Below are 25,400 nucleotides of genomic sequence, written 5' to 3'. Positions count from 1 at the left end.
TTTTTATTTCAACAGACTCTCGGGGTCACCCAAAGTAAGGGGGCCGGGGCAGTCGTTTTGCGGGCGGCCAATCAATGGTCGAAACCATGAGTTTGACTGGGTTTCCCGGCCAGAACGCCGATCTGGGAAATAATCTGGCCGATCATTTCAGTTTACCGGATTGTATTAATTGGTTCTTAGGCAACCAAGGGTTACAAATTTCGATGGAATCGGCACATCGACCTTGGGTTCCAACGGGCAAGGGCAATGAACAAGATAGACAGTAATACTGTCGCATTGAAGCGTAAAATATTGCGCCACGTACGGACGAATCTACGCAAAATTGGAGAAGAGTCCGGAACTTCCGCGGTCGAGTTCGCCCTGCTTTCCCCAATCTTTATCCTTCTTTTGCTCGGAATGGTTGCATATGGTATCTATTTTGGTGCAAGCAACTCCTTGCAGCAAATCGCCGCCGATGCCGCCCGCACCGCAATTGCCGGATTGAATCAAACCGAGCGCCAGGCGCTGGTGGCGAGTTTCGTCAAAAACAATGCCAGTGGATACCCGTTCGTCGATTCCGGCAAGCTGACCTATCAGGCGACGGACAGCACGGCCGACGGAAATCAGTTCGTCGTGTCGATCCAGTACGATGCCAGCAACCTGCCGATCTGGAACCTGTTACCAAGCCTTGCGATGCCGCAAACCACGATGTCGCGCAGATCTACCATCAGGATTGGAGGCATTTGAAATGTCGCAGTTCTTGCTGAGGAGCATCGGGCGGATCGCTCGCTCGATGGTTGGCGACAAGAAGGCGAACTTTGCCGTCATGACGGCGCTGACAGCGCCATTCGCGCTGGGGCTGGCGGCCTTCGCTGTCGACGAAGGTTCGATCTACACGGAGCGCAGGGAAGCCCAGGCGATGACCGATCTGGCGGCGATCACCGCGGCGTCGAACATCAACAATATGGAAGCCGCGGCGGTAACCACGCTCAGTGACAACCGAATGCCCGGCATCATTGTTCAAAAGGCAGGTCAGACAATGGTTCCCACGGTTGGCAAAACCGTCGTGTCGGTCACCGGCGGCCGATACTCAGCGGCGTCCTCCGTTGGCGTCGACAAGCGCTTCGAAGCCGGTAAAACGCCTTACAACGCCGTTCGCGTCACTCTGCAAAAAATCCCCGCCCGGTATTTCGCCAGTTCGCTCATCCCTACTCCGGTTGTCGGCACCGAAGCCATTGCCAGCGTGACCCCGCAAGCGATGTTCTCGGTCGGGTCCAGGCTCCTCAGCGTCAATGGCGGCATCCTCAACGCGCTTCTCAGCAAGTTGCTGGGCGCCAACATTTCGCTCAGCGTCATGGACTACAACGCGCTGATCTCGGCCGATGTAAACGTGCTTTCGTTCGTCGATGCCCTTGCCGTACAGTTGCAACTGACAGGTGTCAGCTATTCCGACGTGCTGGCGTCAAAAGCGACGGTAGGCCAGATCGCGACCGCCATGGCCAATGCGTCCGGGTCGGGCAGCGCCAGCAAACTTGTGCTGCAGACGATCGCGTCGAGGGCCACCAACACGGTCAAGATACCCCTCAGTCATCTTATCGATCTTGGCTCGATCGGTAAGCTCGGCCTCGGACAAAAGTCTCCCGGCTTTTCCGTCGACGCAAGCGCGATGGGCATGCTGGGTGCCGCCGCCTCGCTGGCCAATGGCTCAAACCATGTCCAGGTCGATCTCGGCGCCACTATTCCGGGACTTACCTCCACCACGCTCGCCATCGCCATCGGTGAGCCAATGCAATATTCACCCTGGCTGGCCGTCGGGGAAAAAGGCACCGTGGTGCGCACCGCGCAGACGCGCATCAAGCTGGTCACCACAGTGGGCATCGGCAATTCCAATCTCGGCGGCGGCATCAGCCTGCTGTCCGTCAACCTGCCTCTGCATGTCGAAGTCGCCTATGCGGAAGCCAAGCTAACCGACATCAGCTGCCCGACGGGCCGGCCCGATAGCATCAAGGTCTCGATCGCCGCGCAGCCTGGCGTGGCCTCGCTGCACCTTGCCACCAGCGACGCCGACAACAACCCATCGGCTTTCGCCGATTTCAGCAATCCGCAATCGTTCTCCGATGCCACGATTGCCCAGGTAAGCGTGAAGCTTCTGCTGCTTACCCTCAATCTGCTCGATGTGAAGGGTTCTTCATCACTTGCCATCACCAACAACGATCCGACCGCATTGACGTTCGACAGCACCGATATCGCCAACAAGACGATAAAAACTGTCGCCACAAAAAACCTGACGCAATCACTCACGACATCGCTGGTCAGCGGCCTCTCGCTCTCGGTCAACGCACTGGGCCTCGGGCTGGACGTGACGGCCCTGCTCGGAACGGTTAAGCCGGCGGTGGTAACGGTTCTGAACGGCGTGACGGCGCCGGTCGACGAACTGGTCTATAACGTGCTTGCAGCTGTCGGCGTGCATGTCGGCGAGGCCGATGTGCGGGTTGTCGGCGCGACTTGCGGGCGCTCCGTGCTCGTTCAATGAGATAATGAAATAGAGCTCAGCCGATCCGGCCGAGGAAGCAGCCCAGCGGCGGCAGCGACAGAGTTCTTTCCTGCAAGACGCCGGCAGCACCGCCAAGGTCTATCGGCTCTATCGCTTCCAGATCCGGTGGCAATTGCCAGCCGGCCGGCTCGTCGGCGAAATTGAAGACACAGAGCAGCTTTTCGTCATCGCCTTCGCGAATGAAAGCAAGGACGTCGCCTTCGGCATCGAGGAACCGGATCGAGCCTCGAACCAGCGCCGGATGCTGCTTGCGCAAGGCCAGCATCGCCCGGTAGCTCGCCAGGACGGAGGTTTGCTCGCCGTCCTGGACGTCGACCGCCTGGGCGCGATGGCTTGCCGGGACCGGAAGCCACGGCTTGCCGGTCGAAAAGCCGGCATTGTCGGCGCCAGCCTCCCAGACCATCGGCGTTCGGCACCCATCCCGTCCCTTGATTGCCGGCCAGAAGCGGATGCCGAAGGGATCGCGCAAATCCTCGAACGCCGGTTCGGCCTCCTCCAGCCCGAGTTCTTCGCCCTGGTAGAGGCAGATCGATCCGCGCAGGCAAGAAAGCAGCACGATCGAGAATTTCGCCACCCTGTCCGGATCGCCGCCCGGCCTTGTCCATCGACTGACATGGCGCACGACATCGTGGTTGGAGAACGCCCAGCAAACCCAGCCGTCGAATACCTTACTCTCGAAGGCCTCGACACAGCCACGCACATGCGACGCCGAGAATTGCGGGCCGAGCAGGTCGAACGTGTAGGACATTTGGAGCTTGTCGCCACCGCCGGTATAGGCGGCGAGCGTCTGCAAGGAACGCGTTTCGTCGCCAATCTCGCCGACAGCGACGCGGCCTTCATATTCGTCAAGCAAGGCCCGGAAGCGCCTGAGGAAAGCAAGGTTTTCCGGCTGGCTCTTGTCGAACAGATGCTCCTGATAGAGATAGGGGCTGGTTGCCGTATTGGTGCCGGCGACGCTTTCCGCCAAAGGCGGGTTGCTGCGCAGCCAGCGGTCGTGGACGTAATAGTTGACCGTATCCAGCCGGAAACCGTCGACGCCGCGCTCGAGCCAGAACCGCACCGTTTCCAGCAAGGCGTCCTGCACCTGCGGGTTGTGGAAATTCAGGTCCGGCTGCGAGGCGAGGAAATTGTGCAGGTAATATTGCCTGCGCGTTGCGTCCCATTCCCAGGCCGGGCCGCCGAAAAGCGACAGCCAGTTGTTGGGGGCGGTGCCGTCGGGCTTCGCATCGGCCCAGACGTACCAGTCGGCCTTGGGGTTGTCGCGGCTCGTGCGGCTTTCGACGAACCATTCGTGCCGATCCGACGAATGCGACAAGACCTGATCGATGATCACCTTCAGGCCGAGCCGGTGTGCCTCGGCAACCAGCGCGTCGAAATCCTCTGATGTGCCGAACATCGGATCGACGGCGCAGTAATCCGAAACGTCGTAGCCCATATCGGCCATTGGCGACTTGAAGAAAGGCGACAGCCAAACCGCGTCGACACCCAGCGATGCGACATGGGCCAGCCTCGAGGTGATGCCGCGGAGATCGCCGCTGCCGTCGCCTGTCGTATCCTGGAAGGAGCGCGGGTAGATCTGACAGATGACGCAGCCGCGCCACCATTCGGCATTGTCAGGCATCATGGCTCTCCCCTGCGCCCGCCCGCGCTGTCCTGCTTTCGATCATGAACAGGACCGTTCGCCCAGGCACCGGCCGCGAGATATCGCTACTATCCGGTTCGATAGCTGGGCGCCAAAGAAAACCCGCCCGTTCCGGCAGCGTGAACATGCAGGCCCGGCGGTCGCCGTTGATGACCACTGCAAGGCGACTGTTCTCACCGCTCCCGAGAACCATGACCAGCCGGTGCCGCCTGGCATCGTGCCAGGCGGCCTCGTCGAGCGGCATGCCGGTTTCCGTCAGCCAGGCTACGTCTGGGATTTCCGAGCCCGCAGGCGGTTCTCCGGTCAGGAACGTTGTGTCCAAAAGCGCCGGCACGACACGACGCATCCTGGCGAGCAGAGCCGTATGGTGCTCGAGCGCCAGGTCGCGCCCGGCCCAGTCGAGCCAGGTGATGTCATTGTCCTGCGCGTAGGCGTTGTTGTTGCCGCGCTGCGTGCGGCCGAACTCGTCACCGGCCGTCAGCATGATCGTGCCGCGCGAGGCAAAGAGCGTCGCCAGCAGCGCGCACTGGTCATCGAAACGGGCCGTAACGATTGGCTGGTCGCCGGTCTCGCCCTCGAGGCCATTGTTCCAGGACAGGTTGTCGTCGTGGCCATCGCGGTTCTGTTCGCCATTGGCCTCATTGTGCTTGTGCTCATAGGCAGCGATATCGGCCAGCGTCATGCCGTCATGCGCGGCGATGAAGTTGATGCTGCGGCTCGTTGTCTGGCCTGGTTTGGCAAAGACATCGGACGAACCAGCAAGCCGCGTCGCCAAGGCACCGACAATGCCGCCGTCGCCGCGCCAGAAACGGCGGATATCGTCACGGCATTTGTCGTTCCATTCGAGGAAGGGCGGCGGAAAATTGCCGAGCTGATAGCCATCCGGTCCGATATCCCAAGGCTCGGCGATCAGCACCCGGTCGCCAAGAACAGGATCTTTGCGAATGGCGTTCAGCAGCGGCGCATCGGCGTCGAAAACGCCGTCGACCCGACCCAGAACGGGCGCCAGATCGAAGCGGAAACCGTCGACGCCGGCATGGCGGACAAAGTGACGAAGCGTGTCGAGAACCATTTCCCGGACGACTTGATGATCGCACGCAACCGTATTGCCGGTTCCGGTGTCATTGACCAGAGCGCCGTCCGGCTCGTGCCGATAATAGGCGCGGCTGTCGAGGCCGCGCAGCGACAATGTCGGGCCGAGCCGGTCGCTTTCGCCGGTGTGGTTGAACACAAGGTCGAGAATGGTGCCGATGCCGGCCTCGCGCAGCGCGGCGACCGTTCCGCGCAACTCGGCCAGACCGCCGGGCGCCAGTCGCGGATCGAGCGCCATGAAGGTCACGGGATTATAACCCCAGGCGTTGCGCAGACCGAGCGGCGGTAAATGCCGTTCGTCGATCGATGCAGTCACCGGCATCAACTCAATGGCTGCCACGCCGAGTTTTTGCAGATGCTCGACAACGAGGGGGTGAGCGAGCGCTCCAATTGTGCCGCGTTGCTTCTCGGGAATGTCCGAATGCAGCTTTGTGAAGGCGCGTACCGGCACTTCGTAGATGAGGCCGCCGGACCGAAACAGAGGCGGCAAGGCAGGCAAGGGTTCCGGCAAGGCGCCAGCAATGGCCTTCGGCATCAGCGACGCCGTGTCGGCCCCCGCGCCACGGCGGGCGGCTAGCCGGCCGTCATAGGCATAGGGCCTGTCGATCTCGACGGCATAGGGATCGGCCAGCAGCTTGTCGGGATCGAACCAGAGACCGTGTTCCGGCGCGTAGTCGCCATCGGCGCGGAACCCGTATCGGGTGCCGGCGGCGAGACCGGCAACAAAAAGTGCGTGGACGCCCTCGCCTTCCGACTGGAGTTCCAGCCGGTCGATTTCGCGGTTGCCGTGTTCGTCGAAAATCGAGACCCAGATGCGCCGAGCCGACGAGGACCATGCGGCGAAGCGGATACCTTCCTTGGTGATAGTTGCGCCGAGTTGGCTCACGCGCGCTCACAGCAGCAGGTCGTAGACAGTTTGAGGCGTTGCCATAGCTCCCCCTTCTCCCCTTGTGGGGGAAGGTGTCGCCGACGGATGAGGGGTGCTCCAGCTTGGCACCCACGGCGATCCGTCCAACACCCCTCAACCGTCTCGGCGCTACGCGCCGATCCACCGCTCGGGGGCGAGCCACGGGTCTCGCCCCGTCCTTCGGACCCCACAAGGGGAGAAGGAAAGGCGCGCCGCTCTAGGCTCACGTAATCACGCTCGGCTTGGCGCGGCCGGTATGGCTGAGAATCCCGGCAATGTCGTCGGCCGCCACGATCAGATCGGCAAGTGCCTCCTGGGTGTCGAGATCGTGGCGGTTCTTGTCCGGCTCGTAGCGCTCGACATAAAGCCGCAGCGTCGCGCCCGAGGTGCCGGTGCCGGACAGGCGGAAGACGACGCGTGAGCCGCCTTCGAACAACACCCTGATGCCCTGGTTCTTGCTGACCGAGCCGTCGACCGGATCGTGATAGGCGAAATCATCGGCGCTGGCGATCGTCATGCCGCGCACGCTGGTGCCAGGCAGCGAGCCGAGCTTGGCGCGCAGCTCGTCGACAAGCGCGTTGGCACGATCGATCTCGACCTCCTCGTAGTCGTGGCGCGAATAATAGTTACGGCCATAGGCCGCCCAATGCTGGGTGACGATCTGCTTGGCGCTTTCGCCGCGCACGGCAAGGATGTTGAGCCATAAAAGCACAGCCCACAGGCCGTCCTTTTCGCGGACATGGTTGGAGCCGGTCCCCGCACTCTCCTCGCCGCAGATCGTTGCCATGCCGGCATCGAGCAGATTGCCGAAAAATTTCCAGCCGGTCGGCGTCTCGTAGATGCCGATGCCGAGCTTTTCGGCGACCCGGTCGGCAGCACCGCTGGTCGGCATCGAGCGGGCGATGCCTTTCAGCCCGGCCTTGTAGCCCGGCGCCAGATGGGCGTTGGCGGCGAGCATCGCCACCGAATCAGACGGGGTGATGAAAATTCCCTTGCCGATGATCAGGTTGCGGTCGCCGTCGCCATCTGAGGCGGCGCCAAAGTCTGGCGCATCCGGCCCCATCATCTCGTCGTAGAGGTGTTTTGCATGCACCAGATTGGGATCGGGATGATGGCCGCCGAAATCCGGCAGCGGAATGAAATTGCGGGCGGTGCCGTTGGGCGCGCCGAGCCGGTTTTCGAGGATCTCCTTGGCGTAGGGGCCGGTCACCGCATGCATGGCGTCGAAGCGCATGCGGAAGCCCGACTTGAACAGCGCCCGCAATGCGTCGAAATCGAACAGGCTTTCCATCAGTTCGGCATAGTCGGCGACAGGATCGATGATTTCGACGGTCATGTCCCCCGTCTTGACCGTGCCGATCGTGTCGATGTCGACCTGCCCGATATCGGCGATCTTGAAGCTTGAAATCGCCTTGGTTTTTTCGAAGATCGCGTCGGTCAGCTTTTCCGGCGCCGGGCCGCCATTGCCGGCATTGTACTTGATGCCGAAATCCTCATGCGGGCCACCCGGATTGTGGCTAGCCGACAGGATGATGCCGCCAAAGGTCTTGTATTTGCGGATGACATGCGAAGCGGCCGGCGTCGACAAGATGCCGCCCTGCCCGACCATCACCTTGCCGAAGCCGTTTGCCGCGGCCATGGCGATGGCCTTCTGGATGACCTCGCGGTTATAGAAGCGGCCGTCGCCGCCGATCACCAGGGTTTTGCCCTCGAACCCGTCCAGCGCATCGAAGATCGACTGGATGAAGTTCTCGGCATAGTGCTCCTGCTGGAACACCGGGACTTTCTTGCGCAGCCCGGAGGTGCCGGGCTTCTGGTCGGGATGGGGTTTGGTGGCGACGGTGCGGATCATCAGTCAGGCAGCCCTTTTCGAAAGCAGCAAGCGATAGTGTTGGACATATTTTTCGGCGCTTTTGTCCCACGAAACGTCGGCCTTCATGCCTTGCCGCTGCATCGACGTCCACACTGCGGGATTGGCATGCGCCTCGACAAGGCGGCGGACGGCGTGCAGCAAGGCGGCGGCATTGGCGGGCGCAAACTGGAAACCGGTCGCAACGCCGGCAGAGATGGCGGCTTCGTTGGCATCGATGATCGTGTCGGCAAGGCCCCCGGTACGGGCGACGACCGGCACGCAGCCATAGCGCAGGCCGTAAAGCTGTGTCAGCCCGCAAGGTTCGAAGCGCGATGGGATAATGATTGCGTCGCAGCCGCCCTGCATGGTGTGGGAGAGCCCCTCGTCATAGCCGACGACGACGCCGATGCGACCGCGATTGCGGGCTGCGGCGGCAAGCAATGCGCCTTCGAGCCCGGCATCGCCGGAGCCGAGGATCGCCAGCCGCGCACCTCTTGCAACGATGCCGTCGACGGCCGCCGCCAATATGTCCATGCCCTTTTGCCAGGTCAAACGGCTGATGACGCAGACGATCGGGCTGTCATCGCGATCGAGGCTGAAGCGGTCCTCGACCGCGGCCTTGTTGGGCATTCGCGCCTTAAGCGTCTTTGCCGTGTAGTTGGAGACCAGATGCTTGTCGGTTTCCGGGTTCCATATCTCGGTATCGATGCCGTTGACGATGCCATGGAGATCGACGGAGCGCATGTTGATCAGGCCGTCGAGGCCCATGCCGAATTCAGGCAAGCGGATTTCCTGCGCATAGGTCGGGCTGACCGTGGTGATCGCCCAGGCGGCCTGCAGGCCGGCCTTGAGGAAGCCGACGCCGCCGTAATATTCGACGCCGTCGAGCGCCATCGCCGCTGCCGGCAGGCCAAGCTCGCCAAAAATGCCGGCGCCGAACTGACCCTGGAAGGCGAGGTTGTGCACGGTGATCATCGACGGCGTGCCGACCGCCTTGCCGTAGCGCATGTAGGCGAGCGACATTGCCGACTGCCAGTCATGGGCATGGACGATATCGGGCAGGTAGCCCGAGATGGAGCCCCCGGCGATGTCACCGCCTACCTGGCTCAAGGCAGCGAACCGCCGCCAATTGTCCGGCCAGTCGGCGCCGGCCGCGTTGCCGTATGGACCGCCGGGGCGGTCGAAAAGATGCGGCGCGTCGAGCACGAACAGGTCGAGGCCGGCGATCTGGACGGCGTGCACCGACGCCTTGCCGCCCTGCAGCAGCGGATATTGCTGAACCGCCTTCTTTTTCTTGAAGGCGCCCATCACCTGCGGGTAGCCGGGGACGAGCGTGCGCATGGTGACGCCCTTGCCGGCCAATGCCATGGGCAAGGCGCCGGTCACGTCGGCGAGCCCGCCCGTCTTGACCAGCGGAAAGATCTCGGGCGCCACCGACAGAACCTGCATGCACTACGATCCCAGCCTGTTGATCATGTCCTGCGTGACGAGGCAGATGCCTTTTTCCGAAACGCGGAAACGCTTGGCGTCGAGGACAGGATCCTCGCCGACCACCAGCCCCTCCGGGATCCTGACGCCGTGATCGATGACCACGCGCTTCAGCCTGGCGTTGCGGCCGACATGGACGTCCGGCAGCATGACGACCTCCTCCAGCGTCGAATAGGAATTGATGCGCGCGCCGGTGAAGATCAGGCTTCGCTTCAGCGAAGCGCCCGAAACGATGCAATCGCCCGACACGAGAGACGACACGGCCGACCCGCGGCGGCCATCCTCGTCATGCACGAACTTTGCCGGCGGCTTCAACTCGGCATAAGTCCAGATCGGCCAGTCGCGGTCGTAAAGGTCGAGTTCCGGCGTGATGTCGGTCAGGTCGATATTGGCCTCCCAATAGGCGTCGACCGTTCCGACGTCGCGCCAATAGGCCTCGTTCTCGGCGGTCGAGCGCACGCAGGATTTGGCGAAGCGATGGGCGATCGCCTTTCCGTGCTCGACGATGTAGGGGATGATGTCCTTGCCGAAGTCGCGGCTCGAGCCGGGCTCCGCCGCATCGCGACGCAATTGCTCCATCAGGAACTTGGTCTTGAACACATAGATGCCCATCGAGGCCAGCGCAAAATCCGGCTTGTCGGGAATGCCTGGCGGATCGGCGGGCTTTTCGATGAAGGAGATAATGGTGTCCTTGGGATCGACATGCATGACGCCGAAGCCGGTGGCTTCCATGCGCGGCACTTCGAGGCAGCCGACGGTGACATCGGCGCCGGCCTCGACATGCTGGCGCAGCATCATTTCGTAGTCCATCTTGTAGACGTGGTCGCCGGCCAGGATGACCATGTATTCCGGCCCATAGGCCTCGATGATGTCGATGTTCTGGTAAACGGCGTCGGCGGTGCCCTCGTACCATTGCGTTTCCGACACACGCTGGCTGGCCGGCAGGATATCGAAACTCTCGTTGCGCTCGGGCCGCAGGAAGTTCCAACCGCGCTGCAGGTGGCGGATCAGCGAATGCGCCTTGTACTGGGTGGCGACGCCGAGGCGGCGGATACCGGAATTGAGCGCATTGGACAGCGCGAAATCGATGATGCGGGTCTTGCCGCCGAAATAGACCGCCGGCTTGGCCCGGCGGTCGGTCAGTTCCTTGAGCCGGCTGCCACGGCCGCCGGCCAGCACATAAGCCATGGCGTCGCGTGCCAGCGGCTGTGTTCGTTTTATTTCAGCCATTCCTATCCTCCCAGGTTAGATGCTCCAGACATAGCTCAGTCCGGGACGAATTCGAGCATGATCGTCGACAGCGGCGGCAAAAGCATCGTCGCCGAAATGCCTCCTCCTTCCGCCTGAGCCTCGACGCCGCCGCTATTGCCCTTGCCGGAACCGCCATAATCCGTGGCATCGGTGTTGATGATCTCGCGCCATTTTCCGGCGTGCGGCAACGGCACGCGGTAATTGTCGCGCGGCACCGGCGTGAAATTGGAAATGACCGCGACCGGGTTGCCGCCCGGCGCGCTGCGCAGCCAGGCAAATACTGAGTTCGCGCTGTCGTCGACGATCAGCCAGGAAAAGCCCTCCGGCTCGCAGTCGCGGGCATGCAGCGCGGGGCGCGAGCGGTAGAGATAGTTGAGATCGCGCACCGTCTGCCAGACGCCGCGGTGGAGCCGGAAATCGAGCAGGTTCCAGTCGAGCGCGCGCCCCTCGCTCCACTCGCGGCGCTGTGCGAACTCCTGGCCCATGAACAACAGCTTCTTGCCGGGATAACCCCACATGAACGCGTAATAGGCGCGCAGCGTCGCGAATTTCTGCCAGTCGTCGCCGGCCATCTTGTTGAGCAGCGTGCCCTTGCCGTGCACCACTTCGTCATGGGACAGCGGCAGCACGAAATTCTCGCTGAAGGCGTAGACCAGACCGAAGGTGATGTCGTTGTGGTGATGCTTGCGGAAGATCGGCTCCTTGGAGAAATACTCCAAAGTGTCATGCATGAAGCCCATGTTCCATTTAAAACCGAAGCCCAGTCCGCCTTCATGCACCGGCTGCGAGACTTTCGGCCACGAGGTCGATTCCTCGGCGATGGTCATCACACCTGGATGGTGGCCGTAGACCTCCTTGTTCATACGCTGCAGGAAGCTGACCGCTTCGAGGTTCTCCCGCCCGCCCTTCTCGTTGGGAATCCATTCACCGGCCTTGCGCGAATAATCGAGATAAAGCATCGAGGCGACCGCATCGACGCGCAGTCCGTCGACGTGATATTTCTCGGCCCAGAACAGCGCATTGTTGACCAGGAACGAAATCACTTCGCGGCGCCCAAAATTATAGATCGCGGTGTTCCAGTCAGGATGGAAGCCCTTGCGCGGATCGGCATGTTCGTAGAGCGCGGTACCGTCGAACTTTGCCAGACCGTGTTCGTCAACCGGGAAATGCGCCGGCACCCAGTCGAGGATGACGCCGATGCCTGCACGGTGGGCGCCGTCGACGAAGCGGGCAAAACCGTCCGGATCGCCAAAGCGGGCAGTCGGCGCATAAAGACCCGTCGTCTGGTAGCCCCAGGACGGGTCATAAGGGTGTTCGGAGATCGGCATGAATTCAATGTGGGTAAAACCGGTCTCGACCACGTAAGGGATCAGCCTGTCGGCGAGTTCATCCCACGACAGGAAGCTGCCGTCGTCGTGAAGCCGCCATGACCCGGCATGGACCTCGTAGATCGATACGGCTTCGCGCCTGTGGTCGGCATTGCGCCAGTAGTTCCGGTGCGCCTCGTCACCCCATTCATGCGCCGGCGGCAATGCCGTCACCGAGGCGGTGGCCGGGCGCAGTTCGGACTTGAAGGCGAACGGATCGGCTTTGAGCGGCAATCTCACGCCATCCGGCCCGATGATTTCATACTTATACGGGCGGCCAGCGCCGATGTCGGGAATGAACAGCTCCCAGATGCCGGTGTCGCGGCGGACGCGCATGGTATGCCTGCGGCCGTCCCACTCGTTGAAGTCGCCGACCACCGAGACGCGCCTTGCATTGGGCGCCCACACCGCAAAATGCACACCCGATGCACCTTCATGGTCGATGAGATGGGCGCCGAGCTTGTCGAACAGCCTGAGATGCGACCCTTCGGCGATGTAATAATCGTCCATCGGGCCGAGCACGGGACCGAAGGAATATGGATCGGTCAGCCACCAGTCACCGCCGGAATTCCTGGCGTGATAGCGCAGCGGCTGGCGTTTGCGCAGCGACAGTTTGCCTTCGAAGAAACCGCGGTCGTCGCGTCTCGACAGCTCGCCGGCCTTCTTGCCGGTCAGCGTATAGGCGGTGACGAACTCGGCATGAGGGACGAAGCAGCGGGCGACAAAGCCCTTTCCCGCCTCATGCACGCCAAGCACGCCAAACGGATCGCCGTGCGTGCCGGCGACAATCGCCGCGACATCGCCGGCTGGCGCCAGTCCGTCCGGCCCGCTTGTCGCAACGGTCGCGCGCGGCTTGCTCATCAGGCAGTGACCCTCCCCGGGCACCAAGTGTATGTTTCTAGTGGAGTTTTGAATTCGACATTCGCATGCCGCCTTACCCTCCAAGGGATGCGAGGGTCAAATCCACTCCACTAGGACCACATTGTTCGTGGCCTCATGCAATCATATCAGGCGGGCACGTGCCATATGTCTTTCGCATATTGGCGGATCGTTCGATCGGACGAGAACCAGCCGACGCGCGCGACATTGCGGATGGCTCTGGCGTACCAGTCCGGGCTGTTGCGCCAGATGGCATCGACGTCGCGCTGGGTGGCGGCGTAGGCATCGAAATCCGCGGCGACCATGAACCAGTCGCTCTGGTAAAGACCGTTGATCAGGTCGCGATAACGGTCCGGATCGTCAGGTGAAAAGACTCCGGATGAAACCGCGGCCAGCGCCTGCGCCAATTCAGGCGATCCCTCGATCACAGCGCGCGGATCGTAACCATTGTTGCGTCGCTCGGCGACCTCATCGGTGGTCAGGCCGAAGATGAAGATATTGTCGTCGCCCACGCATTCCTTGATCTCGACATTGGCGCCGTCGAGCGTGCCGATGGTCAGCGCGCCGTTCAGCGCGAACTTCATGTTGCCGGTGCCGGATGCTTCCATGCCGGCGGTCGATATCTGCTCCGAAAGATCGGCGGCCGGCATCATGATCTCGGCCAGGCTGACATTGTAGTTCGGCACGAATACCACTTTCAGCAAGCCGCGCACCGCCGGATCGCGGTTGATGACCCGGGCGACGTCATTGGCAAGTTTGATGATCAGCTTGGCGTTGTGATAGCTGGGCGCCGCCTTGCCGCCGAAGAATTTGACGCGAGGCATCCAGTCGCGCTCCGGATGCGAGCGGATCTGGTCGTAAAGCGCGACCGCTTCGAGAATGTTCAAGAGCTGGCGCTTGTATTCGTGGATGCGCTTGACTTGGATGTCGAACAGCGCCGATGGGTCGACCTTGATGCCGAGCCGGTCGGCAACGAGCTTGGCAAGCCTCGCCTTGTTCGCCCGTTTGACGGCGGCGAACTTGTCGCGGAAGGCGGCGTCCTCAGCGAAAGGATCAAGCCGCTTTATCTCGTCGATGTCGTCGAGGAAGCCGTCGCCAATCGCCTCTCGGGTGAGCGCAGTGAGGCCGGGATTGCACTGTATCAGCCAGCGCCGCGGTGTGATCCCGTTGGTCTTGTTGTTGATGCGATCCGGGTAGAGCCTGTGGAGGTCGGCAAACACCGTCTCCTTCATCAATTCCGTATGCAGTGCCGACACGCCGTTGATCGAGTGCGAGCCGACAAAGGCCAGATTGCCCATACGCACGCGGCGATCGCCATTTTCCTGGATCAGCGAGATGCGGCTGATCTGCTCGTCCGAGAACTGGTCGGAGGCGCGCGCCTCGAGCAGCATCTCGGCGTTGATGGCGTAGACGATCTGCATGTGGCGCGGCAACAGCCGCTCGAACAGCGGCACGGGCCAGCTTTCCAGCGCTTCGGGAAGCAGCGTGTGGTTGGTGTAGCCGAAGGTGCGCTTGGTGATGCTCCAGGCCTGGTCGAAATCCATGCCGTGGACATCCATCAACAGGCGCATCAGCTCGGCTACGGCGATCGCCGGATGGGTATCGTTGAGATGGATCGCCGCCTTGTCGGGCAGCGATTGCAGGTCGCCATACTGGCTGAGATGACGCTGGACGATGTCCTGCAGCGAGGCGGTGGAGAAGAAATACTCCTGCCTGAGCCGCAACTCCTGGCCCGCCTTGTGGGAATCGGCCGGGTAAAGGACGCGCGACAACGCATCCGCCTTGTTGCTTTCGGCGAGCGCGCCGATGTGATCGCCGGCGTTGAACTTGTCGAGCAGGATCGGATCGATCGGCATGCCGGACCACAGACGCAGCGTGTTGACGCGGTTGGCCCGCCAGCCGACAACCGGCGTATCATAGGCGACTGCCAGAACATGTTCGGTCGGCTTCCAGACGTGGCGCTCGAGCCGGCCGTCCTTCGACGTGACCGATTCTACCGAGCCGCCGAAGCCGACCTCGAAGGAGCGTTCGCGGCGCTCGAACTCCCAGGGATTGCCGTGATCGAGCCATGTCTCGGGCAGCTCCACCTGCCAGCCGTCATGGATCTCCTGCCGAAACATGCCGTTGGCGTAGCGGATGCCGTAGCCATGCGCGGGGATATTGACGGTCGCCATGCTTTCCATGAAGCAGGCGGCGAGCCGGCCAAGACCGCCATTGCCAAGGGCAGCGTCCGGTTCGAGCGCAGCAATGATGTCGAGGTCGACGCCAAGCGACGACAGCGCCTCGCGCATATTGTCCATCAGGCCGAGATTGGAGAAGGCATCGCGCATCAGGCGGCCGATGAGGAATTCCAGTGACAGGTAGTAGACGCGCTTTTCCTGCTGGGCGTAGGCCTCTTGGGTCGCCTGCATCCAGTGATCGACTATGCGGTCGCGTACAACCTTGATCGAGGCGGTGAGCCAATCGTACTGGGTTGCAACGTTGGTGCCCTTGCCGACCCTGTATTTGAGGGCTTGCAAGACTTCCTCGGCGAGCGTCTTGGGATCCGGGTTTTTGAGCGTGGGCAGAGGAGCTTCGGTTGTCATCGCGCGCGTCATGCTGCCTCTCGTGACGTTGCCAGGATCATGCGGCTTTCACCATCTCTGCCAATGCTAGTGCATCCCACCGGATGTTCAATCGATTCGGGTGATCGCAAGCCGGGTTGCCCTGCGGCAATTTGGCCGTGAAACACCGCGTTGGGCGCCCTCCGCGACGGGCCTCAAGTTCTTGCTCAGGCCGCCAGCGCCGCTTCCGGCGGCACCTTGGCGCCGGTCATGAAGGCGACCGCGTCGGACATCGTATACTGCTTCGGATCGATGACGCAGAGGCGACGGCCGAGCCGGTGAATGTGGATGCGGTCCGCCACCTCGAAAACATGCGGCATGTTGTGTGAAATCAGCACGATCGGCAGGCCACGCCGTTTGACGTCGAGGATCAGTTCGAGCACGCGGCGGCTCTCCTTGACGCCGAGCGCGGCCGTCGGCTCATCCATGATGACCATCTTCGAGCCGAAGGCGGCGGCACGCGCCACCGCCACGCCTTGGCGCTGGCCGCCCGAAAGCGTTTCCACCGCCTGGCTGATGTTCTGGATCGTCATCAGGCCAAGCTCCGTGAGCTTGTCGCGGGCACGCTTTTCCATCGCCGGACGGTCGAGCATGCGCAGCCATTCACCGAGGAACCCCGGCTTGCGGATCTCCCGGCCGAGGAACATGTTGTCGGCGATCGACAGCGCCGGCGACAGCGCCAGGTTCTGGTAGACGGTCTCGATGCCGGCCTCGCGGGCCTCCATCGGCGATTTGAAGGCAATGGGCTTGCCTTCAAGCCGTATCTCACCTTCGTCCGGGGTGACCGCTCCGGAAATGGCTTTGATAAGCGATGACTTGCCGGCGCCGTTGTCGCCAATGACAGCAAGGATTTCCCCCGGATAGAGGTCGAAGTCTGCGCTGTCGAGAGCGGTGACGCGGCCGTAGCGCTTGACCAGGCTGCGCGCGGTAAGGATCGGTTCGTGAGTTTGGTTCATGCCGAGATCTTCCTGATCCACTGGTCGATACCAACAGCGATGATGATAAGGGCTCCGACGGACAATTGCGTCCATTGCGGGTCTGTCCCCCAAAGCCTGAGGCCGAGCGCGAACACGCCGACGATCAGCGCACCGAAGATGGTCCCGAGGATGGAGCCGCGGCCGCCGAACAGCGAAGTGCCGCCGATCACCACGGCGGTAATCGAATTGATGTTCTCGAACTGCCCGGCCTGCGGCGAGACCGATCCGATGCGTCCGATCAGGGCCCAGCCGGCGATGGCGCAAATGATACCAGTCAGCGTGTAGACCGCGACCAGCATCCGGCTGACGCGCACACCCGACAGTTCCGCGGCCTCCGGGTCGTCGCCCACCGCATAGACATGCCGGCCCCACGCGGTGTGATTGAGCACGTACCAGGCAATTGCCGCCATGATCAGCACCAACAGCACGCCATAGGTGAAGACGGCGCCCCCGATCCTGAACGATCCGCCGAAAAACTGCAGCAGCGGCGCCGTCGTCTCGAGATCCTGGCTGCGGATGGTCTCGTTACCGGAATAGATGAAGTTGATGGCAGCGTAGATCGACCAGGTGCCGAGCGTCACGATGAAGGGCGGCAGTTTCACCCAGGCGATGAGAATGCCGTTGATCAAGCCGCAAATCGCGCCGACAAGCAGCCCGACGGCAACGGCCACCGGCGCTGGGACACCGTAGTGCATGGCAAACTGGCCCATGACGACCGAGCTCAGCACCATGATGGCGCCGACGGACAGGTCGATGCCGGCGGTGAGCACCACCAGTGTCTGCGCGATGCCGACCATGCCGGTTATCGCCACCTGCTGGAGGATCAGGGTGAGGGTGAAAGGAGAAAAGAAGCGTCCGCCGACGACGACTGCGAACAGAGCCACCGAGATGATCAGGATGATCAGCGGCACCATGGCAGGGCTTTTGTGCAAGCGGTGTTGGATGCTCTCCAGCGTCGAGCGGGAATGCGTCTCGAATGAAGCGACGCTGGTGTCGCTAGTGGCCAGGACCGTCTCGAATTCCTGCGGTCCCTTGCTCCTGGTTGTTTCGACGCTCAAGTCGACCTCCCGCCTGTGATGTGGAGCGGCCGAAACCGCTCCACATTCTCTATTGTTCTTTTGAAGTTGAGCCGATCAGGGGATCAAATCAACCCCAGCACTTGCTGAGGCCTTGCTTCGTGTCGATGGATTCGATGCCGGCGGCAGGCTTGTCGGTGATCAGCGTCACGCCGGTGTTGTAGAAGTTCAGACCGGGCGACGGCTCAGGCTTCTTGCCGCTGTCGGCAAAGGTCTTAATCGCCTCGATGCCGAGCGAGGCCATGAGCAGTGGATATTGCTGTGAAGTGGCGCCGATCACGCCCTCGGCAACGTTCTTGACACCCGGGCAGCCGCCATCGACCGAGACAATCAGGACGTCCTTCTCCTTGCCGACGGCCTTCAGCGCCTGGTAGGCGCCCGCGGCCGCAGGTTCGTTGATGGTGTAGACGACGTTGATATCCGGATCCTTCTGCAGGCAATTCTCCATGGCAGTGTGCCCGCCATCCTCATTGCCGCTCGACAGATCGTGACAGACATTGCGTGCGTCGGTTTCGTCGCCGATCTTGTTGGGGTCGCCGAGGTCGATGCCGAAGCCCTTCATGAAGCCTTGATCACGCTGCACGTCGACAGAGGGCTGGCTGGCGATAAGATCCATGTAGGCGATGTGCGCGTCCTTGGCCTTGTCGCCCAAGGTGGCCTTTGCCCAGGAGCCGATAAGCTCGCCGGCCTTGAAATTGTCGGTCGCAAACGTCGCATCCGCGGCGTCGGCAGGCTCGAGCTGGGTGTCCAGAGCGATCACCAGCACCCCTGCATCACGCGCCTTCTTCACCGCCGGCACGATGGCCGCAGTGTCGGTGGCGGTGATCAAAATGCCCTTGGCGCCGTCGGCGATGCAGGATTCGATCGCCGCAACCTGGCCCTCATTGTCACCTTCCGCCTTGCCGGCGTAGGCCTTCAGATCGACACCAATTTCCTTGGCTTTCGCGGCGGCACCTTCCTTCATCTTGACGAAGAAGGGATTGGTGTCGGTCTTGGTGATCAAGCAGGCGCCGAGCCCGGCGGCCGATGCCGTTGACGCAAAGGCCATCAGGCTCAGTCCGGCCGCGGCAAACACGGTGGATTTCAACAGTTTTGACGTGGTCACGATTTTCCTCCCATGGAACCATTTAGGATGCCGGCCAACCGGCACCAGCAGCGCGTCCGACGAAATCTCCCAGTGTCGACGCCGATCTCAAGAGACACCAGTCCGCCAGCACTGTCAATAATTAAATCACTCTTATTTATTATTGACATCGCAGGATTGTTCACCCACTCTAGACCAAAAGCATTGAGGGGAAACGACGGGAGGAACAGGGGTGGAGACCGGCGTTACGAGGCACGGTTCGCCCGATGCGGCCGAAAGCCGTCTGCACCGCGGCACCAATCAAAGCGGCATGCGGGACCACAATGAGCGGCTGGTGCTGTCGCTGGTGCGTCAGCACGGCAGCCTGGCCAAATCCGATATTGCGCGCATGACGGGCCTTTCGGCGCAGACAGTGTCCGTCATCATGCGCGAGCTGGAGGAGGACGACCTGCTCGTCCGCCAGGCGCCGTTGCGCGGCAAGATCGGCCAGCCCTCGATACCCATGGCGCTCAATCCCGACGGCGCCTATTTCATCGGCCTGAAGATCGGCCGCCGCAGCGCCGAATTGGTGCTGATCGATTTCCTCGGCAATGTGCGCTCGATGCTGCAGCATTCATACCGCTATCCGGCGCCGCGCGAGACGGTGGAATTCGTCACGAGCGGCATGAAGAAGATGCGCGGCGAACTCACCCCTGCGCAGGACAAACGCATCGCCGGGCTTGGCATCGCCATGCCGTTCGAATTGTGGAACTGGGCCGATACCGCCGGCGCGCCGCGTGAAATCATGGACGAATGGCGCCATCGCGACATCCGCGCCGACATCCAGGCGCAATGCGAATTTCCAGTCTATCTGCAGAACGACGCCACCTCGGCCTGCGGCGCCGAGCTCGTGTTCGGCCAGGCGGCGGGTGCGGCGCGCGATTTCGTCTATTTCTACATCGGCGCCTTTGCCGGCGGCGGCATCGTGCTGAACGGTCGGCTGTTTGGCGGCCCGACCGGCAATGCCGGCGCGCTGGGCTCAATGCCAGTGCCCGGGCCTGACGGCAAGCCGACGCAGTTGATCGACGTGGCATCGATCGCCATGCTGGAGAAAGCGCTCAACGCACGCGGCGTCGAGGCCTCGCATCTGTGGACATCACCGGGGGACTGGGGCGAAATCGGTGCCGAGCTCGACGACTGGATCGCCAGCGCTTCGCAGGCGCTCGCTTATGCCATCGTGGCGGCGTCCTCTGTCATCGATTTCGAAGCGGCGGTGATCGACGGATGGATGCCGCTCGGCGTGCGCCGGCGGCTTGTCGATGCTGTCATCGAAGCCATCGGCAGGATCGACGGCGAAGGCCTGAGGCTGCCGGCCGTTCGCGAGGGAACGGTCGGCATCCATGCGCGCGCGCTGGGTGGCGCCAGCCTGCCGCTATCGGAGCGCTTCCTCATCGGCTCGACCACGATTTCCCGGAGCTTCTGAGCATGCTGATCGGTATCCCGGCGCTGCTCGGCCCGGAGCTTCTGGCGATGTTGCGCGCCATGGGACATGGCGACGAGATCGCGCTGGTCGACGGCAACTACCCGGCCGAACAGCAGGCACAGCGGCTGATCCGCGCCGACGGTCATCATCTCGCCCCGGTGCTCGATGCGGTATTGAGCGTATTGCCTGTCGACGACGCCGTGCCGCAGGCGCTGTTTCGCGCCTCGGCCAAAGGCGATCCCCTGCTCGCCGATCCGGTTCACCATGAGATGGAAGCGATCTGCGCCAGGCGTGCGCCGGGCCGCAAGGTGGTTGCGCTTGCCGGCGCTGACTTCTATGCACGGGTCAAGGCCGCGCACGCGATCGTCGCGACGAGCGAGCCGCGGCTTTATGCCAACATCATCATTCGCAAGGGCGTGATCTATCCGCCGGAAAGCAAGACTTCATGATCCTCTGCTGCGGCGAAGCCCTGATCGACATGCTGCCGCGCACCACGACCGAGGGCGAGCCGGCCTTTGCGCCTTATGTCGGCGGTGCCGTCTTCAACTCGGCCATTGCGCTCGGCCGGCTCGGCGCGCCGGCCGGCTTCTTCTCCGGCCTGTCGTCGGATCTGTTCGGCGGCCAGTTCAGGGAGGCGCTGGGGGCCAGCGAAGTCAGCTCGACCTATGCGCACACTTCGCCGCGGCCGACCACGCTCGCATTCGTGCGGCTCACGAATGGCCAGGCGACCTACACGTTTTACGACGAGAACACCGCCGGGCGCATGCTGACCATCGAGGACCTGCCGGAACTCGGCAGCGAGATCGAGGCCATGCTGTTCGGCGCCATCAGCCTGATCTCGGAACCCGCCGGATCGGCCTATGAGGAGTTCATGCGACGCGAGCATGAGCGCCGCGTGATGATGCTTGACCCCAACATCCGGCCAAACTTCATTCCGGACAAAGCCAAGCACCTCAGGCGCATCCGCAACATGATGGCGATGGCCGACATCGTGAAACTGTCGGACGAGGATCTGAACTGGTTCGGCGAAGCCGGCTCGCATGAGGACGTCGTCCGCAACTGGCTGGATCACGGCCCGAAGCTGATCGTCGTCACCCACGGCAGCGAGGGCGCGGTCGGTTACAGCAGCCAGCACCGCGTCACGGTCGTGCCGGACAAGGTCGAGGTGGTCGATACGGTCGGCGCCGGCGACACGTTCAATGCCGGCATCCTCGCCTCCTTGCACGAGCAGGGCCTGCTGTCGAAGACGGCAATCGCCAGCTTGCCGGAAGAAGCCATCCACAAGGCGCTGACGCTCGGCGCCAAAGCCGCGGCGGTGACGGTATCGCGGGCCGGCGCCAACCCGCCATGGCGGCATGAAATCGCCTGACCGGCTGGTGCGCAGCCCATGGACTGCTCACCGGCGATCACTTTATGTTTCGTCCAGCCTGGCGGGCGGGATGCGAAGCCTGTATCAGGCCGGCCGAAGCCCGGATTTCCCCGCGTTTAAGAGGGCAGATCGGAAATCAGAGGTAACAGGCTGCGACACTTGAGCAATTCAGGGTTTTGCCCTGCGGCTTTCTCGGCCGTGCCAAGTCTGCTACCAGCGGCCGGTTATCTGGCTAAAACCGTTTGAGGCCGACATGCAGTTCATCGATCTTGGCGCGCAGCGCGAACGCATCCGCGACAGGCTGAAAGCGGCAATCGACCGCGTCGTCGACGAAGGCCGCTATATTCTGGGGCCGCAGGTCACCGAATTCGAAAACAAGCTCGCCGCCTATATCGGCACCAAGCACGTGGTCGCTTGCGCCAACGGCACCGATGCGCTGCTGCTGCCGCTGTTTGCCGCCGGCATCGGCCCGGGCGATGCGGTGTTCGTGCCGAGCTTCACCTTCGCCGCCACGGCCGAAGTGGTGGCGCTGACCAAGGCCGAACCGGTGTTCGTCGATGTCGATGCCGACAGCTACAATATCGACATCGCCAGCCTCGAGGCGGCAATCGCCATGATCAAGGCGGAGGGCCGGCTGAGGCCGAAGGCAATCATTCCCGTAGACCTGTTCGGCCTCGCCGCCGATTACGAGGCGATCATGGCCATCGCCGATCGCGAAGGCCTGATGGTCATCGAGGATGCGGCGCAGGCGACCGGCGGCTCGGCTCACGGCAAGATGTGCGGCTCGTTCGGCACCGTCGGCTCGACCAGCTTCTATCCGGCAAAGCCGCTCGGCTGCTATGGCGACGGCGGTGCGATGTTCACCAATGACGATGCGCTGGCCGAACAGCTGCGCTCGTTCGCCTTTCACGGAAAGGGCGAAACGCAATACGACAATGTCCGCGTCGGCATCAATTCACGGCTCGACACGCTTCAGGCGGCGATCCTGATCGAGAAGCTGGCCATCCTCGAAGACGAGATGGTGGCGCGGCAAGCGGTCGCCAATCGCTATGCCGAAGGTCTCGGCGATATCGTCAAGGCGGCGCGCAATCTGGGCGGCGGCCGCTCGGCCTGGGCGCAATACGCCATCGAAACGCCGAAACGCGACGGGCTCAAGGCACATCTCGGTGAAAAGGGCATTCCGTCGGTCATCTACTATGTGAAACCGCTGCACAGCCAGATTGCCTATCGCGATTATCCGCGCACGCCGACCGGCCTTGCCGTTTCGGAAGAGTTGCCGAAGCGCATCCTGTGCCTGCCGATGCATCCCTATCTGAGCGAGGCTGACCAGGACCGGATCATCGAAACGATCCGTAACTATATCGGCTCGAATTCGGCGCATGTAGCGGCGGCATAAATTCGAAAGTTTCGAAGAGTGGTCGCGGAATACATCGACGAGTTCATCATGTTCTGCGCCGGGTTGTGGATGGCTGGCGTCGGCTTCGGATTTCTCGCGGACCCGTTCCAAGCTCGCCCCGGCCAGCAGCAAGCATGGTGGACCAACTTTGGGACTCGCTTCAAATGGATGGGACCGCTGTTGATCCTCATCGCGATATTGCTCGCGTTCGCGGCACCTTCCTAGACTCGCGTCCGACGGCAGCTCGGCACGGTCGGCATCGTTGATCAACAACCGCCGATTCAAGCTTTGCGCGTCAAGGCAGGCGATCATCGGCACCGATTTTGCGATGCTTTGCTGCGCGCCGCAGCATAGTCTGCACCTGGCTCCCCTTTAGGCTGGTTCTCATGAAGAAGATTGGTTTCCTCTCGTTCGGGCATTGGACGCCCTCGCCGCAATCGCAGACGCGGACGGCATCCGACGCGCTTTTGCAGTCCGTCGACCTGGCCGTCGCGGCCGAGGAGCTGGGTGCGGACGGCGCGTATTTCCGCGTGCATCACTTCGCGCGCCAGCTCGCCTCGCCCTTCCCGCTGCTGGCGGCGGTTGGGGCGAAGACCAGCCGAATCGAGATCGGCACGGCGGTGATCGACATGCGCTATGAGAACCCGCTCTACATGGCCGAGGACGCCGGCGCCGCCGACCTAATCGCCGGAGGGCGTCTGCAGCTGGGCATCAGCCGCGGCTCGCCGGAGCAGGTGATCGAGGGATGGCGCTACTTCGGCTACGCCCCGCAAGAGGGCGAGAGCGATGCCGACATGGCCCGCAGACACACCGGAGTGCTGCTCGAAGTGTTGCTGGGCAAAGGCTTTGCGCAGCCCAATCCGCGGCCGATGTTTCCCAACCCGCCCGGCCTGCTTCGCGTTGAACCACACTCGGAGGGCCTGCGCGACCGCATCTGGTGGGGCGCCGCCACCAACGCCACGGCGGAATGGGCGGCGAAGCTGGGGATGAACCTGCAAAGCTCCACGCTCAAATTCGACGAAGGCGGAAAGCCGTTTCACATCCAGCAGGCCGAACAGATCCGGGCTTTTCGTGAGGCCTGGAAGACGGCCGGACACACGCGCGAGCCGCGGGTGTCGGTCAGCCGGAGCATTTTTGCCTTGGTCGACGATCGCGACCGCGCCTATTTCGGCGGCAATGAGAGCGGAGATCAGTTCGGTTACATCGAGGCAGACAGGCGCGCCGTCTTCGGCCGCTCCTATGCCGCCGAGCCGGACATCCTCATCGAGCAGCTAAAGGGCGACGAAGCCATCGCGGAGGCCGATACGCTGCTGCTTACCGTCCCCAACCAGCTCGGGGTCGACTACAACGCCCATGTCATCGAGGCGATTCTGACCCATGTCGCCCCAGGCTTGGCCTGGCGCTGACGAGTTTGAACAATCGACGCCGCAGGCAGGAACCTGCCCCTCCTGACCTGCTCAGGAGCCGAACAGGCGACTGTCCCAATATACGGGTTGATGCAGGCTGGCTGTGATCAAGGCAAACTCCGGATGGGTCGGATTGATCAACACGTTGTTGTCGAGGCGAGCCACGACGCTTGGCACGATCAAGATCGCGCTGCGGCGCTCGACATACCACGTCTCGCCGAATTCCTTCCTCACCTTTGCCGGCATCATATCCCACCCCGGCAGCGACGGCTGCGAAAATATCTCGTAGCTTAGCCCGCGCGGAACCATGATCTGGACGTAGTGCTGGTTGGGCGGCAGTCTGCCGCTGCCGTGCACCAGCTTTTCCAGCAACGCTGTCGAATAGTGCTCGCTGGTGTAAATCACTGGGCTGCCAGGCGTGTTCCAGCGGCCGGGCGCGATCGTCGAGCCCGTCGCGTCAAAGATCGGATAGATGCCGGCAGGATCGCCGATCCTGAAGCACGGCAGCGTCCGATCGAGTATCTGCGCCGTCAAGCGGCAGTGCCGTATTTCAGGCCTGCAAGGATATCGATCACCAGCTCGGCGCCGATCTCGTTTTGGATGACCATTTCGATCGGGCGTCGGTCTTCCAGCATGGGATGAGGTCGAAATAGAAAGTCACGAGCCTCATCTTCGATCTTCCAGACGTCGAGGGCCAAGTCCCATGCACGAGCCACCCGTGCCACCCGCATGCCCTCCTCCGAAGACAGTCGAAGAGCGCCCCTCTTGCGACGTTCATAGGTTGCCTTTGGAACGAGGCGGTATTTGAATTGGGCATCGGCCGGTGCCAGCAATTGTGAGACGCGTTCGAGCGCGCCGATGGGCAATCCGCCTTCAATTCGAGCCATCAGCCCGAATGGCGACCGTGCAGCCGTTTCCTTGGGCGACAGCCCCAGCACGTCGGCTATATTTCCAAATGCTAACATCTCTGCTTCCCATTCATATGAAGCAGTATATAGCCTCACATGAGGCTGAAT

20 protein-coding genes are annotated in these 25,400 nt (G+C 62.4%); 8 read left to right on the top strand and 12 right to left on the bottom strand.

What is annotated here, in order from left to right:
• Positions 1-246: 246 nt before the first annotated feature.
• Positions 247-726: a TadE family protein gene (locus tag NKI67_RS15130; protein ID WP_352645782.1), complete on the top strand. Its 480-nt coding sequence runs from the start codon at positions 247-249 to the stop codon at positions 724-726.
• Between the two features lies 1 nt (position 727).
• Positions 728-2,512, top strand: a complete 1,785-nt coding sequence (locus NKI67_RS15125; protein ID WP_352645780.1) for a pilus assembly protein TadG-related protein — start codon at positions 728-730, stop codon at positions 2,510-2,512.
• A gap of 16 nt (positions 2,513-2,528) precedes the next feature.
• Here the strand turns inward: NKI67_RS15125 and bglA are convergent, their stop codons facing one another.
• From bglA to NKI67_RS15075, 10 genes are all read right to left on the bottom strand, one after another.
• The gene (bglA, locus tag NKI67_RS15120) at positions 2,529-4,157 is read right to left on the bottom strand and encodes a beta-galactosidase BglA (RefSeq protein ID WP_352645778.1); all 1,629 of its coding nucleotides are present in this window, start codon (positions 4,155-4,157) and stop codon (positions 2,529-2,531) included.
• Positions 4,147-6,153, bottom strand: coding sequence for a glycogen debranching protein GlgX (glgX, locus tag NKI67_RS15115; protein WP_352645776.1), 2,007 nt, complete (start codon positions 6,151-6,153; stop codon positions 4,147-4,149). The genes bglA and glgX overlap by 11 nt, the downstream gene beginning before the upstream one ends.
• A gap of 244 nt (positions 6,154-6,397) precedes the next feature.
• Positions 6,398-8,026 (bottom strand): alpha-D-glucose phosphate-specific phosphoglucomutase, encoded by a 1,629-nt coding sequence (locus NKI67_RS15110; RefSeq protein WP_352569904.1) that lies wholly within the window; start codon positions 8,024-8,026, stop codon positions 6,398-6,400.
• 3 nt (positions 8,027-8,029) lie between these two features.
• Positions 8,030-9,475, bottom strand: coding sequence for a glycogen synthase GlgA (gene glgA / locus NKI67_RS15105; RefSeq protein WP_352645774.1), 1,446 nt, complete (start codon positions 9,473-9,475; stop codon positions 8,030-8,032).
• Between the two features lie 3 nt (positions 9,476-9,478).
• The gene (glgC, locus tag NKI67_RS15100) at positions 9,479-10,744 is read right to left on the bottom strand and encodes a glucose-1-phosphate adenylyltransferase (RefSeq protein ID WP_254819896.1); all 1,266 of its coding nucleotides are present in this window, start codon (positions 10,742-10,744) and stop codon (positions 9,479-9,481) included.
• Between the two features lie 35 nt (positions 10,745-10,779).
• Positions 10,780-12,993: a 1,4-alpha-glucan branching protein GlgB gene (glgB, locus tag NKI67_RS15095; RefSeq protein ID WP_352645772.1), complete on the bottom strand. Its 2,214-nt coding sequence runs from the start codon at positions 12,991-12,993 to the stop codon at positions 10,780-10,782.
• Between the two features lie 146 nt (positions 12,994-13,139).
• Positions 13,140-15,608: a glycogen/starch/alpha-glucan phosphorylase gene (locus tag NKI67_RS15090; protein ID WP_352645770.1), complete on the bottom strand. Its 2,469-nt coding sequence runs from the start codon at positions 15,606-15,608 to the stop codon at positions 13,140-13,142.
• 173 nt (positions 15,609-15,781) lie between these two features.
• Positions 15,782-16,570, bottom strand: coding sequence for an ATP-binding cassette domain-containing protein (locus tag NKI67_RS15085; protein ID WP_023679303.1), 789 nt, complete (start codon positions 16,568-16,570; stop codon positions 15,782-15,784).
• Positions 16,567-17,649 (bottom strand): ABC transporter permease, encoded by a 1,083-nt coding sequence (locus NKI67_RS15080; RefSeq protein ID WP_023679302.1) that lies wholly within the window; start codon positions 17,647-17,649, stop codon positions 16,567-16,569. Before NKI67_RS15080 ends, NKI67_RS15085 begins: the two co-directional genes overlap by 4 nt.
• A gap of 88 nt (positions 17,650-17,737) precedes the next feature.
• Positions 17,738-18,754: a sugar ABC transporter substrate-binding protein gene (locus tag NKI67_RS15075; RefSeq protein WP_352645849.1), complete on the bottom strand. Its 1,017-nt coding sequence runs from the start codon at positions 18,752-18,754 to the stop codon at positions 17,738-17,740.
• Between the two features lie 229 nt (positions 18,755-18,983).
• On the opposite strand from NKI67_RS15075, the gene NKI67_RS15070 reads away from it, so the two are divergent.
• The 6 genes from NKI67_RS15070 to NKI67_RS15045 all read left to right on the top strand — a co-directional run bounded on the left by NKI67_RS15070 (position 18,984) and on the right by NKI67_RS15045 (position 24,384).
• Complete coding sequence (locus NKI67_RS15070; protein WP_352645768.1) at positions 18,984-20,213, top strand: ROK family transcriptional regulator; 1,230 nt, start codon at positions 18,984-18,986, stop codon at positions 20,211-20,213.
• 2 nt (positions 20,214-20,215) lie between these two features.
• Positions 20,216-20,662 carry an RbsD/FucU family protein gene (locus NKI67_RS15065; RefSeq protein ID WP_352645766.1) on the top strand — a complete coding sequence of 149 codons (447 nt, stop codon included), beginning with the start codon at positions 20,216-20,218 and terminating at the stop codon, positions 20,660-20,662.
• The gene (locus NKI67_RS15060; protein ID WP_352645764.1) at positions 20,659-21,582 is read left to right on the top strand and encodes a carbohydrate kinase family protein; all 924 of its coding nucleotides are present in this window, start codon (positions 20,659-20,661) and stop codon (positions 21,580-21,582) included. The genes NKI67_RS15065 and NKI67_RS15060 overlap by 4 nt, the downstream gene beginning before the upstream one ends.
• A 253-nt stretch (positions 21,583-21,835) precedes the next feature.
• The gene (locus tag NKI67_RS15055) at positions 21,836-22,978 is read left to right on the top strand and encodes a DegT/DnrJ/EryC1/StrS family aminotransferase (protein WP_352454268.1); all 1,143 of its coding nucleotides are present in this window, start codon (positions 21,836-21,838) and stop codon (positions 22,976-22,978) included.
• Between the two features lie 18 nt (positions 22,979-22,996).
• Entirely contained in the window at positions 22,997-23,203 is a 207-nt protein-coding gene (locus NKI67_RS15050) for a hypothetical protein (RefSeq protein ID WP_352576853.1), read from the top strand.
• A 161-nt stretch (positions 23,204-23,364) separates the two neighbouring features.
• Positions 23,365-24,384 carry an LLM class flavin-dependent oxidoreductase gene (locus NKI67_RS15045; protein ID WP_352645761.1) on the top strand — a complete coding sequence of 340 codons (1,020 nt, stop codon included), beginning with the start codon at positions 23,365-23,367 and terminating at the stop codon, positions 24,382-24,384.
• Positions 24,385-24,435: 51 nt separating this feature from the next.
• On the opposite strand, the gene NKI67_RS15040 is transcribed toward NKI67_RS15045, so the two are convergent.
• Positions 24,436-24,918, bottom strand: a complete 483-nt coding sequence (locus tag NKI67_RS15040; protein WP_352645759.1) for an RES family NAD+ phosphorylase — start codon at positions 24,916-24,918, stop codon at positions 24,436-24,438.
• On the bottom strand, positions 24,915-25,349 hold the full coding sequence (locus NKI67_RS15035; RefSeq protein WP_352576915.1) for an antitoxin Xre-like helix-turn-helix domain-containing protein: 435 nt from the start codon (positions 25,347-25,349) through the stop codon (positions 24,915-24,917). The genes NKI67_RS15040 and NKI67_RS15035 overlap by 4 nt, the downstream gene beginning before the upstream one ends.
• Between the last annotated feature and the right edge of the window lie 51 nt (positions 25,350-25,400).

The sequence above is a fragment of the Mesorhizobium sp. M0408 genome (assembly GCF_040321495.1).
Classification (GTDB): domain Bacteria; phylum Pseudomonadota; class Alphaproteobacteria; order Rhizobiales; family Rhizobiaceae; genus Mesorhizobium.
The sequence above is the reverse complement of the archived record's forward strand: the minus strand, read 5'-3'. Positions and strand labels throughout refer to the sequence as shown.

Coding starts and splice junctions, on each gene's coding strand:
- NKI67_RS15130 (WP_352645782.1), top strand. CDS start 247: ATGAACAAGATAGACAGTAATACTGTCGCATTGAAGCGTAAAATATTG.
- NKI67_RS15125 (WP_352645780.1), top strand. CDS start 728: ATGTCGCAGTTCTTGCTGAGGAGCATCGGGCGGATCGCTCGCTCGATG.
- bglA (WP_352645778.1), bottom strand. CDS start 4,157: ATGATGCCTGACAATGCCGAATGGTGGCGCGGCTGCGTCATCTGTCAG.
- NKI67_RS15110 (WP_352569904.1), bottom strand. CDS start 8,026: ATGATCCGCACCGTCGCCACCAAACCCCATCCCGACCAGAAGCCCGGC.
- glgA (WP_352645774.1), bottom strand. CDS start 9,475: ATGCAGGTTCTGTCGGTGGCGCCCGAGATCTTTCCGCTGGTCAAGACG.
- glgC (WP_254819896.1), bottom strand. CDS start 10,744: ATGGCTGAAATAAAACGAACACAGCCGCTGGCACGCGACGCCATGGCT.
- glgB (WP_352645772.1), bottom strand. CDS start 12,993: ATGAGCAAGCCGCGCGCGACCGTTGCGACAAGCGGGCCGGACGGACTG.
- NKI67_RS15090 (WP_352645770.1), bottom strand. CDS start 15,608: ATGACGCGCGCGATGACAACCGAAGCTCCTCTGCCCACGCTCAAAAAC.
- NKI67_RS15085 (WP_023679303.1), bottom strand. CDS start 16,570: ATGAACCAAACTCACGAACCGATCCTTACCGCGCGCAGCCTGGTCAAG.
- NKI67_RS15065 (WP_352645766.1), top strand. CDS start 20,216: ATGCTGATCGGTATCCCGGCGCTGCTCGGCCCGGAGCTTCTGGCGATG.
- NKI67_RS15060 (WP_352645764.1), top strand. CDS start 20,659: ATGATCCTCTGCTGCGGCGAAGCCCTGATCGACATGCTGCCGCGCACC.
- NKI67_RS15055 (WP_352454268.1), top strand. CDS start 21,836: ATGCAGTTCATCGATCTTGGCGCGCAGCGCGAACGCATCCGCGACAGG.
- NKI67_RS15045 (WP_352645761.1), top strand. CDS start 23,365: ATGAAGAAGATTGGTTTCCTCTCGTTCGGGCATTGGACGCCCTCGCCG.
- NKI67_RS15035 (WP_352576915.1), bottom strand. CDS start 25,349: ATGTTAGCATTTGGAAATATAGCCGACGTGCTGGGGCTGTCGCCCAAG.